Source organism: Thermoanaerobacter wiegelii Rt8.B1, assembly GCF_000147695.2.
In the GTDB taxonomy this organism is placed as follows: domain Bacteria; phylum Bacillota; class Thermoanaerobacteria; order Thermoanaerobacterales; family Thermoanaerobacteraceae; genus Thermoanaerobacter; species Thermoanaerobacter ethanolicus.
Map to the genome: position 1 here is coordinate 846,515 of NC_015958.1, position 12,847 is coordinate 859,361.

10 protein-coding genes and 2 pseudogenes are annotated in these 12,847 nt (G+C 31.9%); all 12 read left to right on the forward strand.

Features of this window, described 5'->3' with window-relative positions; genetic code table 11:
* Nucleotides 1-21: 21 nt before the first annotated feature.
* Nucleotides 22-588: a DEAD/DEAH box helicase gene (locus THEWI_RS14745; RefSeq protein WP_244262320.1), complete on the forward strand. Its 567-nt coding sequence runs from the start codon at nucleotides 22-24 to the stop codon at nucleotides 586-588.
* A gap of 378 nt (nucleotides 589-966) precedes the next feature.
* Nucleotides 967-1,125, forward strand: coding sequence for an HTH-like domain-containing protein (locus THEWI_RS15550; protein WP_483027927.1), 159 nt, complete (start codon nucleotides 967-969; stop codon nucleotides 1,123-1,125).
* A gap of 244 nt (nucleotides 1,126-1,369) precedes the next feature.
* Nucleotides 1,370-2,308: a hypothetical protein gene (locus THEWI_RS04015; protein WP_014062541.1), complete on the forward strand. Its 939-nt coding sequence runs from the start codon at nucleotides 1,370-1,372 to the stop codon at nucleotides 2,306-2,308.
* A gap of 185 nt (nucleotides 2,309-2,493) precedes the next feature.
* Nucleotides 2,494-3,606, forward strand: a complete 1,113-nt coding sequence (locus tag THEWI_RS04020; RefSeq protein WP_014062542.1) for a hypothetical protein — start codon at nucleotides 2,494-2,496, stop codon at nucleotides 3,604-3,606.
* 609 nt (nucleotides 3,607-4,215) lie between these two features.
* A pseudogene (locus THEWI_RS04025) lies at nucleotides 4,216-5,321 on the forward strand (IS110 family RNA-guided transposase).
* Between the two features lie 677 nt (nucleotides 5,322-5,998).
* Nucleotides 5,999-6,331 carry a hypothetical protein gene (locus THEWI_RS04030; RefSeq protein WP_041589199.1) on the forward strand — a complete coding sequence of 111 codons (333 nt, stop codon included), beginning with the start codon at nucleotides 5,999-6,001 and terminating at the stop codon, nucleotides 6,329-6,331.
* A 264-nt stretch (nucleotides 6,332-6,595) separates the two neighbouring features.
* On the forward strand, nucleotides 6,596-7,516 hold the full coding sequence (locus THEWI_RS04035) for a nuclease-related domain-containing protein (protein ID WP_014062543.1): 921 nt from the start codon (nucleotides 6,596-6,598) through the stop codon (nucleotides 7,514-7,516).
* A 256-nt stretch (nucleotides 7,517-7,772) separates the two neighbouring features.
* Entirely contained in the window at nucleotides 7,773-8,855 is a 1,083-nt protein-coding gene (locus THEWI_RS04040; protein ID WP_014062544.1) for an Rpn family recombination-promoting nuclease/putative transposase, read from the forward strand.
* A 299-nt stretch (nucleotides 8,856-9,154) separates the two neighbouring features.
* Nucleotides 9,155-9,736: a DUF6431 domain-containing protein gene (locus tag THEWI_RS04045; protein ID WP_014062545.1), complete on the forward strand. Its 582-nt coding sequence runs from the start codon at nucleotides 9,155-9,157 to the stop codon at nucleotides 9,734-9,736.
* 136 nt (nucleotides 9,737-9,872) lie between these two features.
* Nucleotides 9,873-11,185: pseudogene (locus THEWI_RS04050) on the forward strand (DDE-type integrase/transposase/recombinase).
* Between the two features lie 17 nt (nucleotides 11,186-11,202).
* Nucleotides 11,203-12,003 carry an ExeA family protein gene (locus THEWI_RS04055; RefSeq protein ID WP_014062504.1) on the forward strand — a complete coding sequence of 267 codons (801 nt, stop codon included), beginning with the start codon at nucleotides 11,203-11,205 and terminating at the stop codon, nucleotides 12,001-12,003.
* Nucleotides 12,004-12,573: 570 nt separating this feature from the next.
* Complete coding sequence (locus THEWI_RS13865) at nucleotides 12,574-12,837, forward strand: AAA family ATPase (RefSeq protein ID WP_341853094.1); 264 nt, start codon at nucleotides 12,574-12,576, stop codon at nucleotides 12,835-12,837.
* Nucleotides 12,838-12,847 lie beyond the last annotated feature (10 nt).

Below are 12,847 nucleotides of genomic sequence, written 5' to 3' on the forward strand. Positions count from 1 at the left end.
CTTGTACGAGATGAAGGTGAAGTGAATACCTTTCAACTTTTAAGTGAGTCAGGGAAACTTCAACGCCTTATAGAACTTTTAAATGAGATAAAGCGTAGAGGTGAAAAGGCGGTTATATTTACCCATTATATAAAAATGCAGGCGATATTGAGAAAAGTCATCATGGATGTTTTTGGCATAAATTGTCCTGTGATAAATGGCAACATTAAAGGCGACAGGATGAGCATTATTGACAGGTTCAAAGAATCTTCCGGCTTTGGCGTTATTATTCTCTCTACAAGAGCTGCTGGCGTGGGTGTTACCATAACTGAAGCCAATAATGTGATTCATTATACAAGGGATTGGAATCCAGCTGTTGAAAAGCAGGCTACAGATAGGGTTTATCGAATAGGACAGACCCGCGAAGTAAATATATATTACCCTATATGCATAAGCAGCAGAGGAAAAACAGTGGAAGAGCGTTTAAATGAGGTATTACAGAAAAAGCTTCAGCTTCTTAACGAAGTGATTGTACCATCGAGATGTTTGAGCATAACAGAAGAAAATTATGACTATTTATTGCAGGATTTTTCCGATTGGTCCGCATGAAAAAAGTGTACAAAATATCAAAAATAGGTATGGGAAGTACATTGAAATTCGGAGTAGTTTAGCTTCTATGTTTCTTACTGGTTATAATCCCTCTTTTCTCGATGGCACGGATATAGGGTCTTTGAGAAGAGACAAAGTTTTATAACCTGAAGGCTTATCAGTATAAGGTTTAATATCGACTTTAAAATGCTTTGAAGCAAAAAGAAAAATTTTTAAGCAAAAATTTAATAAAAAACCTTCTTTTTTCTCAAATCTTTTTGTATCAACGATTGTAAGATTTGATAACCCTTAAAATTAGGGGCTTATCTGACATAACTTAAACTATGGATAGGGGCGAAGGAAATGACTGAAAACGAATTAGGTTCAATATTATGATCAATGTATGACAATGCACCCGCCGGTTATAAAGTGGCAAATATTCATTTGTTTGGAATCAAATATGCATCAATTATAACTGAAAATGATTTTAAGGTGATGGATATTATTCGCGCTTCTGGGTTAAATCAATATAAATCAATAATATGCAACAGAAGTTAGCAAAGGTATTAAGCTGTCTAGATATGTTATACCGAACTAAAAGAAAACAGAATTAAGGCACTTTTCAAAGTGAGTTTACTGGTTTAAGTTCCTTGTGAATTTCGTTTAAATGGAGTTTTTTACATTATTATCAAAGTCTTTATATAAAAGGAATTTTTTATATTCTTTCTGTGAATAAGACCCTTTTATATTTGAATTTTATGCTTATAAATACAGTGAATAAGACCTTTTTGGGAGGGATTAATTGCTTAATAATAGAGAAATTGCTATTTTGTTATGGTCTGCGGGTTTTCTTATTTTTATGCTGAAGGACAAAAAAGTTCGTAACAGTTTTTTAGATGTACTTAGAACTTTCGCTTCAAAAACTTTTATAGTATTATTTTTTTCAATGTTCATATGGATATCATTTATTATCTACATCTTATACAAAGTCGGATTTTGGGAATTTAGTTTAATCAAAGATACTATTATTTGGATTATTTTTATTCCTGTTCCAATGTTGTTTGATTCAACTGACAAAGCAATGAAAGAAGAATATTTTAAAAAGAAAATTAAAGAAAATTTTAGTTTTAACATGGTTTTAGAATTTATTATAAATAGATATACATTTAGTTTAATATGTGAATTAATAATTGTTCCCATAATAGCATTGTTAGGAATGGTTCTAGTAATAGCTAGTAGAGAAGAAAAGTACAGTTCCGTTGAAAAAGTAACATCATTTATATTAGGTGTATCTGGCATCTTTATATTATTGAATGCAACATGCCTGGTAATTAAGGATTTAAAGTCCTTTGTATGTATAGAAACTTTAAAATCCTTTTTATTGCCGGTCATTTTGACAGTCTTGTATTTGCCTTTTGTTTATCTTTTCGTACTGTATTTAGTATATGAACAGGTATATAGTAGGCTAAAGATGAAAAAATATATCGACAAAGAACTTAGAACATATATTATGAAAAAGCTATTTTGTAAATTTAACTTTAAACTATATGATTTGAGGAAATTTGTAACTAAAAATATAACGAACTTGACATGCTTAGATAATAAAAAGGAATTAAAAACCTTTTTAAAAACTTTTAGATATAGAAAACGTAAAAAATTTGATTGTTTAATTTCATCAAAGAGAAAATCTTTTTTTCAAATTGTAGGCCAAGCGCTATCTCCCTTATTGTATTTTATTTAGTAGATGGTGTTGTTGCACTAATCACGGTCATAGATTTATCAATTCTTTATTTAGCCTGAAAATGATTTAATTTGTTTTTCCTTGTGTAAAAATACATAATAGCTGCTATCATATTAGCTCTAGTTAAGTTGGCCTAAGGCTTTGTTTAAATAAGGAATATTAACTCTCAAAGGATGGTGTTAGTAGTGTCCACTATATTGCCCACTATATATCGATCAGATTGGAACTATATTCTAATAGTTGCTTTAATATATATAGTTTTTATAAAATTTCATAGAGTTTTAATACCTCGCAAGTATTTTTCTATTCAAGAGCTTATATATGAGGGTGACGTTAAGAAAACAGTAAATAGCTCGGCAACAAGAATTCTTATAATAGTGGTTTTAAGTATAGTTTTTTATCATGTTTTGGGTTACAGTGAAAAACAGATTAAAACAGGAATTTTTATTGGAAGTTTTTTAATTGTCTGGCCTGCTTTAGTTCAATATAAATTGCTTTCGTTTTATAAAAATCGTCTTAAAACTGCATATTTAGCGGGATATCTTGTTTTTATTATATTTTCGGTTATAATAGCACATATGACTATTAGATATCTATGCCCCATGATTTTTGATGGAGAAGAATTCGTATTAGTATCAAATGATGGAATTGCAATTCTATATACTTTAATGTCATATGCATTTCCAGTTACTTTTGAAGGGTTAGTTTCAAAAAACATTGTTACGTCTATTTATAAGGATATCGATACGTTTCATGAAGATTTGAAAATAGTAAAATATCAATTAGAGTTAGAATATCCTACTATTAATGCTTATTATTATGAGATTAGTGAAGCTGCAAAGGAGAATAACATAAATGTAGATTTATTAACAACTATATTGACGCTAGAATATATTAACCGAGGTCAGTGGTATAATCGTTTGATGGAAACTATATTGTGCAAATATTTTCCAAGCATTGCTATAAGAAAAGATATCTCAGCAGGATTAGCTCAAATAAAAATTTCAACGGCTAAGGATGTTCTCAGACAAAGTCCGTTTAAATTTGTAAAAAAGTTAGTTAATACAGAATTCAATATATCTCTTTGTGCAAAATATCTTAAGAAAATATATGATGGGTATTATAAAGATCTAAATCAAGCTAATGATGATCTCTATACTTATGTGACTGCTGAGTTCTTGAGCGGGACTAAAGCATCAAGAGAGAAGAACGTTATGCTTTATTCTGCCATAATAAGAGATCAATGTAAAGATGGATTTGAATTTATCTCAGATAAAGAAGAATGTTGGGATGTATAATAATTCTATGGATTTTTTTATTTTGACAAAAAATCAGCATCTAATATCATGCTTCAGATTGAAGACTACCACTTTTTACATATATAAAAAGAGGGAATGTTTTATATTTGGATATAATTATATGTAGTTTATAAATATTTGATAAAAATCATGAAAAGATTAAGATGGAATGAAAAATATTTTTGAATTAACCCCTTAATTTTGAATAAAAACTTGCTAATTCATTTTTTTATCATAGACTCCCATGCCGCAAATGCGGCACCAGCAGAGGATGAAAATGCGCTTTTATGATATAATCAGTATAGCGGCTGGCGAAGGGAGGTCGTTTTTACCTTGGTGCTTCGAGCCCGACTCATAGACAGACCCCAACGACCAGGTGCACCACAGATTGTTGCTCCCTTTGCGGGAAGCACGCAGGATAGAATAACCCTTTATGGTTGTTGCACCAGCCCTTCAATATTAAAGTCGCTATCGTACAAATATTAAAAAGGAGTTGGTTCTTTTATGGATTTAGTTTATTCTCACGTTTGCGGATTAGATGTCCATAAAAAGACCGTCGTGGCGTGTATAATAACACCATAAGGTAAAGAAATCCGCACTTTTTCAACCATGACCGATGACCTTATTGCATTAAAAGAGTTTATTAAAACCAAAGGTTGTACTGTTGTTGCTATGGAAAGCACCGGTTCTTACTGGAAACCTATCTACAACCTGCTGGAGCTTGAGAATCTGAAGATTCTACTTGTCAATGCAAAGCATATTAAGAATGTACCAGGTAGAAAAACCGATGTTAAAGATGCTGAATGGATAGCAAGTCTTTTGCAATACGGCCTCTTACAAGGCCCGACCGTGAACAAAGGGAGCTTCGCGAACTTGTTCGTTATAGAAAAAGCCTCATTGAAGAAAAATCAAGAGAGCTTAACCGCATACAAAAGGTTTTAGAAGGAGCTAATATCAAACTGTCTTCTGTTGTCTCTGACATAAACGGTTCATCCAGTCGTTCCATACTTAAGGCTATGATAAATGGTGAAGACAATCCTGAGTCCCTCGCAGAACTTTCTCAGGGTAAGTTAAAAAGTAAAAAGGAAGAACTAAAGCGTGCTTTAAAAGGGTTGATCAATGATCACCAGAGGATGCTCCTGGAAATACAGCTCAGACATATTGATTACCTCGATGAAGAAATAGCAAAATTGGATGAAGAAATTAAAAATCGTATGCTCCCTTTTGAAAAAGACCTGGCACTGTTGGATACAATTCCCGGAGTAGGTAGAAGAACTGCAGAACAGATAATTGCCGAAATCGGCACGAATATGGAGCAGTTCCCATCTGCTGCTCATTTGTGTTCTTGGGCAGGACTGTGTCCAGGTCAAAACCAAAGTGCTGGTAAGAAAAAGTCTGCCAGGACTCGAAAAGGTAACCAAAAATTGCGAAGCTCTCTTGTAGAAGCTGCCCGGGCCGCCTCTAGAGCAAAAGACACCTATCTTTCAAGTCAATACCACCGCATCGCTGCTCGAAGAGGAGCAAACCGAGCAGCAGTTGCAGTGGCACACAGCATCTTAACTATAGTTTATCATATTCTCAAGCGAAAGCAACCTTATATTGAACTAGGCCCTACTTATTATGAAGAGAAAAGGCGCAACATGGTCATCCGGCAGTCTTTGAAAAAGCTGGAGTCTTTAGGACTAAAGGTCACGGTTGAAGAAGTAGCGTCGTAACTTTTTATATTTATTTATATAGTTATATTTATATAGCTTCATATTTATCCCATATTTTTACATTAAGTATGGGCTTAGTTTTTTATTGCCTTTTTGAGGATCATTATTTTCAGGATAGTATTATATCTTCAATTTATTATATATTAAAGTTTACTACCTATTTTTGGCGGTTCCCTCATAACTTTTTGGTAATATTCTTTAAGGTGAAATATAACTATGGCACTATGAATCCTTGCCTGAGCTGGTGCCTTTATTTTTTATGGAAGATTATCGACAATGAGTATTCATTTAAAATTTTAGGAACTTTTAATTCGTCTTACTTCTCCTGGAATTATAGACGGGAGACAAATTTAAAAGAGGATTTTTAATAAATTTGTAGAATATGTTTTTGAAATGGTTATTATAGTAGAATTGGAAAGTCGTTAAGGTTAAAAATTGGGGAATTTTTATGCTTACTAAGAATTTAAGGGTATAATAACATTTATATTATGGATTAGTTAAAGAAAGCAATTTATATTTTTACAGGGGGTCTTGAAATGAGGATTGAGGATTTGAGAGGAAAATTATTTGAAGATAATTATATCGACATTGCTATTTAGGAGTATTTAAAGTTTAAAGAAACTGATGATTATGGTGAAGGATATAAGAAAGAAGTTTTAAGTGAACTGAATAATTATTTGAAGGATGAAAGAATTACTTCTAAAAATGTTAGCAAAATAATAAAATATTTCCAGGGAAAAAATCCTCCAACGGGTAGTTTTGTCCACTGGAGCAATTTGGATGACCTATATAAATATGCTAAAGAAAGACTGGTTGAAGTAGCTGAGTTATTAAATTATTTATATGAAGAATCGGTGAGTCTAAGCGACAGGATAGGAAGATTTATAAATACTGCAAAAAGTTACAATCCGTCAATTAGCTTAGGTACTCCTCTCTTTGGGTACTTATTAGCAGGATTTAATATGGAAAAATACACTTTATACAAAGATAGCATATTCAAGACTTTTTAGATTCTTTTGGGATTAAGAAAACTTTTACTGATATACCCACTAAATATTCTGACTGCTACAATCTTTGACATATTTACTTGATTATTTCAAAGAAAAGGATTATAAAAAATCCTAACATGCTGGATGCTCAGGACTTCTTAAGCCGTTAAGAGAAGACATTGTAAGAGTTTATCAAACTAACGCCGTAAATATAGCATTAGAAAGGAATTTGGCGAGGGAGATTGAAAGAGTGTAGGGAAAAGGAAAATGTATAGGGGGAGAAAAATGTTAGCCAGTTTTGTAGAACAAGATAAAGAAATAAAAAAGCTCTTTTATCAGAAAATCAAAGAAAAAGAAGAAAGAGAGAAACAAAAACATCTAGACAAAATTAGTGAAGGCTTTTTTGGATGGCTGTTAGAACCTATTGCAGATGTTGCTTATACATGGAGACGCATTTCTGAGAAAGAGCAAGGAAACAGTGGTGAGAATTCGGTAGGCTGGGCATTACATCTTTGGCTTCCAAGTAATGCGGTTATTGTAAACGATCTTGTTTTGGAAGTAGAGCCTGACGAATTTATACAAGTCGATCACCTTGTGTTGAATACAAATGGGATTTTTGTATTAGAGACAAAGTCATGGGACGGGGCTTTTTTAGGGACAAAAGATAAATGGCGCATGAAACAAGGTAGTAAGTGGGTTGAAGTTCAAAGCCCTACTAAGCAAAATGAAAGGCATGTTAGATTGTTCAAAAAATGGTTAGAAGAAAATTTGCCTGATTTGCATGAGAGAGTTAAAGGTCATATATATCCAATTGTAATATTTAAACGGGCTAAATGGGTGAAAGCTAAAGATTGCAGCATGCCTGTTGTTATTGGCGGAATGGAAGCTGTTGGAGAAATTAGAAAAGTAAAAGGAGAAAATATATGTGAAGAGGATATTAATTTGATTATTGAAGCTGTAAAAAATGCTAAACCGTTAGATCATGAAGAATGGAAGAGAAAGCATAGTAAAAGGAAAGAAGAGGATGAAAAAAGATACCAAGTTACAACAGGAAAAACTTCAAGTGGTAAAATGTATGTAAGGATTTTGGGAACAAAGGAAGATGCCCAAAAAGTTGCAGAGGAGTATAAAAACCAAAATTATACAATAAGCGAAATAAGGCAGGATAAGAAAGATAAAAATGTGTGGTTTTTTTATTATTCTTAAAGCTTGAAAAATAGTAAAGATGTTAGGTGAAGCTAAGTTATTAATATTATCCTCAGGGCTTTGCTGTGTTACACATTTTCATTTTTGTCGATATATGTCGAAATATTTTTAATATTTGTATTGGTCTTTAGGAAATAAAATGGTAAAATGAATACAGAATGAAAATTATTTAGAGACTTAGTAACAGCAATTATAAATTGTTATTCAAAACTTATCATTTATGAGATATAATAATATTAAGAAGGAGCAAAATGTCATGGATGATAAAAATGTAAAGGAAGCTATTTACAATCAGCATGACAAAGGGTATAAATTTTTGTTATCCAGTAAGCGAGTGTTTATAGAGTTATTAAGAAGTTTTGTAAAACATGAATGGGTAAATGATATAGACGAGGCAAATGTAGTTAAAGTAGATAAGTCATTTGTATTACAAGACTTTGCAGATAAAGAAGCAGACTTAGTTTACAGAGTAAAATTAAAAGAAAAAGAAGTTATATTTTATATATTGATGGAATTACAATCTACAGTTGACTATCAAATGCCCTACAGATTACTTTTATATATGGTAGAGATATGGAGAAGCATACTAAAAGACATACCAAAAAAAGAATCAAGAAGGAAAGATTTTAAATTACCAGTTATAGTACCGATAGTATTGTACAACGGAGTCCGTAAATGGACAGCAAAAACAAGCTACAAAGAAACACTAAATTCCTATGAAACCTTTGGAGAATATACAGTAGATTTCAAATATATACTAGTAGATGTAAATAGGTATACAAAAGAAGAATTATTAAAGTTAGAAAACTTAATAGCTTCTGTATTTTTATTAGAACAAAAAGTAGAATTTGAAGAAATAATGAAAAGGCTTAAGGAATTATCAGAGATATTAAATAACTTGGATAAAGATGAAATATTATTATTTAAAGCATGGTTTAAAAAGATATTACTAGCTAGATTGCCGGAAGAAGAGCGAGAAAATATAGAGAGGATAATAGATGAAAACAAGGAGGTGAAAATAATGATATCAAATCTTGAAAAAACCATATTGCAAGAGATGAAAGAGCGCGAGAAAAGGGGTATTGAAAAAGGGATAAAAAAAGGTATAGAAAAAGGAATAGAAAAAGGAATAGAAAAAGGAATAGAAAAAGGAATAGAAAAAGGCATGGAGAGGGGAATAGGAGTAACTGTTATTAAGTTATTAGAGAAGAAATTTGGAAATGTTCCTGAAGAATATGTAAAGAAAATAGATGGTGCAAACAGAGAAACATTGATGGCTATTGTTGATAATATATTTGAGATAGATAAAATAGAGGATTTAGATAAGTTCTTGAAATAAAGGTACTATGAAAAGTAGTGTCTTTATTTTTTTGGTAACAGATCTATATTAGAATTTGAAGGAAGAGTTAATGGTGGTAAGCTTTGCAACAGTAACTGTTAAATCTTTTTTGCCAAGAAGAGTTTATACGTACACTTATTGTAACACTTGGCATAGTGTCATTTCTCAAATTAATTCAGCCCAAAACCGATAAAATTTTTCAGATTAAATAATCTTGTGATAAAATTAATGCTAAAGGAATGTGAAAAAAATTCATCACATTCTTTTAGCATTAATTTTTTAATTGGAGATGTTGTTTTATGCAAATAATTTTTCATGTTGATAACATTGAAGAATATTTGCAAAAAAGTAAAGATTACAATTTCCCTGACCCACCAGATAGATGCCCTCATCCTGACTGCAAATGTAGAGTAAAACTAAAAAAGCACGGTTTTTACTACCGTTACTATTTAGATGGAACCATCTGCACAAAAATAGCCATAAGAAGATATATATGCCCTGTGTGCAAAAGGACTCTTTCCTACCTCCCTGATTTCTGTATTCCTCATTTTCAGTATTCTTCCAATATGATTGTAAAGTCTTTAAAAGAGACACTTACAAGAGAAAAAACTCTCAGTTCTTTCATAAATGACTTAAAAAGAAACTTCCCTACCATACTATTTTCAAGACAGCATATATATTTTTACACCAAAAGGATAATGAATAATTTAAGTTTTATCATATATGGATTAAGGCAAATAGACCCTTACATAAAGTTATTCGAGGTTAGTTCTCAAAGAGAGAGGGCCAGAGAGATTTTGGACATAATAAACATTGTACCACTCTTTTCCCAACGGTTTTATGCCCATTGCCAAAAATCATTTCTGGCCCCTCTCACATAATTTTAGCATTAAACATGAAAGATTTAAATAAAAATTTTGATTTTTTCTTAGCAACATAGCTTTTTCCTTTAATGTCCCCCAGATATGAGCTAAAATTACGATTAAGAAATCAAAAAAGTGAAGGGGGAACATATAAATGCTTGATGAAAAAGCGAGAGAAGCTATAGCATTAAAGAGATTTTCACTGATAAGTCCGGTGTTAAACGGACAGGTAAAAAATCAGAAAGAATATTTTGATGCTCTTTCCGATAAACCTATTGAGATACCTTATCTTGGAATGAGAAGATATACTCCTAAGACACTTAGAGGGTGGCTGTATCAGTATTTAAGAGGTGGTATAGAAGCGTTAAAGCCGGGTTATCGAAGTGACAGAGGCAAATACAGAAAGATAGACTTTGAACTTTCAGAGAGAATAAAGCAAAAGAAGCTTGAACATCCTGAAATGCCCAACAAACTTCTTTATGAGACATTGATAGGAGAAGGAATAATATCACCGGATAAAGTATCCCTTTCGACATTCTATAGGTTTTTGAAAAACATTCCTGTAAAATCTCTAGATAAAGAAAAAGAGGGTAAAACAAAGAGGTTTTCCCATGAATACATCAATGAACTGTGGCAAACTGATGTCATGTATGGGCCATATATTAAAGAAGGTAAAACAAAAAGACAAACGTACCTTATTGCATATATAGATGATGCTTCAAGGCTTTGTACCTATGCTCGCTTTTACTATACCCAGAATTTTTTAGCTTTAAGAGACTCATTTAAAGAGGCGGTGCTAAGAAGGGGGATACCCAAAATGCTTTACACTGACAACGGAAAGATATATAGAAGCACTCAATTGGAATATATCTGTGCTTCACTAGGCACATCTCTTATTCACGCTGAGCCTTTTTCACCTCATTCAAAAGGAAAAATAGAAAGATTCTTTCATACGGTGAGAATGAGATTCTTAAGCACAATAGATCCTACCTCCGTAAAGAGTATAGATGAACTCAACATGATGTTTTTAAATGGCTGGAGGAAGATTACAACAGAAAAGAACACAGCAGTATTGGCATGAGTCCTTTAGATTTTTTCATGTCACAAATATCAAGAATAAATATGTGTAACATAGATATGTTGAATGAATGTTTTCTCATAAGAGTAAATCGTAAGGTAAATAAGGATGCTACACTTAAAGTGGAAAATATACTTTATGAAACAGAAGAAAAGTTTAAAAATATGCACTTAGAAGTCAGATATGACCCTGAGTGGCTTAAGGATAATACACCGCTTCTACTTTATTATGAGGGCAAAAAAGTGGGGGAAGCGTATAAAGTGAACTTTCATGAGAATGCTAAAATTCCTGCTGCGTATATAAAAGGCAAAAATGACGTAAACGAAAATGAAGAAATAAGTGATTTTACCAAGCATAAAGTAATCTCTTTTAACGATATCATTGATTGAAAGAGAGGTGCCTTAAAGTGTTTACCCAATATTTTGGAATGAAATTTAATCCATTTTCTAAAGAGATAAGTGTAAACGACCTTTACATAAGTGAAGACATTGCTGAATTAAATGCCAGGTTAAAATATTTACAAGAAACAAGGGGTATAGGACTTATCGTTGGGGAGGCCGGTTCAGGTAAATCTACTGCATTAAGAAGATATGCTGAAAGCCTCAACCGTTCTACATTTAAACCATGTTATTTCGCTTTATCTACACTTACAGTGAGAGAATTCTATCAAGCATTGGCTATGATTTTAGGCGAAACACCCTCATACAAAAAAGTAACGCTCTTTTACCAGATACAAAGAGCGATAACAGAACTTTACTATAGCCAGAAAATAACTCCTGTCATAATATTAGATGAAATACAACTGGTTTCTAATGATGTTCTTGAAGATTTGAGAATAATATTTAACTTTAATATGGATTCTCAAAACCCGTATATATTGATACTTTCAGGACAACCACACATAAGAAACAAACTAGCTCTCAATGTAAACAGTGCACTAAGGCAAAGAATTTCTATAAAGTATGTGATGCAAGGGCTAAAAAAAGAAGAAATTCAAGATTATATAAAAACAAGAATGAAAATAGCCGGAATGATGGATGATATATTTACACCATCAGCATATGAAGCAATATATTCCCTAACAAAAGGGCTCCCAAGGATAATAAATAACCTGGTAACAGCTTCTTTACTCTATGCGTATTCTAAAAGGCTAAGAGAAATAGACGAAGAAGTAATATACCAGGCACAAAATGAAATCAGTTTATGAGAGTAGCACTTTTTGTGTTACTCTCAATTTTATTATATATTAATTAAATAAAATTTCAATAACAGATATTAACATATTTTGGCGGTAATGCTCTTGGAAAGTGAAAAAAATTTTTAATCAGGCTGTAATAATTTGAGAAAAAATACTTTTATGCACTTAAAAAATGCCATTATAATTTGAAAATCTTTGGAGATTTAATTTGAGAATTGACAGCATAGAAAAGAGCAGGTTGATAGTACAAGTAATAAATGGAAGTTAGGAGATGTGTGGAAGCTTATGGATGAATTAGCTGATGAATGGATAAATACATGATATCTTGCAGAATAATAATAGATAATTTGGTAGACATGAAAAAACAAATCTGTTGCTATAATATTACTAACTCTAAAGTTAGTAACTTTAGAGTTAGTAATTTATAAGTTAATGAGGTGAATTTAATGTTTATTGGTAAGAGAATATGAACTTGAAACATTAAACAAACTTGAAGACGTGTAGGAAAAACTACATTACTGACCGAGTTTTGTAAAGATAAACCATCAATATGAATCACGGGAAAAAGCGTTTCTCTTTTTGGCTCAACAGGCGAAGGACAAGCGGCTAGTTGTTGTAATTGACGAATTTCCTTATATTGTTAATTCAAATAAAAGTATTCTATCACTTTTGCAAAATTTAATAGACCATCATCTAAAGGATACTAAGCTTTTTTTAATTATTTGGGGTTCTTCTGCAAGTTTTATTGAGGAAGAGGTTTTAAGTTATAAAAGCTCCCTTTATGGGAGAAGAACCGCTCAGTTGGTAGTGGAACGCTGTCGAGATGTGTTGAAATCTTCTTAAATGTTTAGTG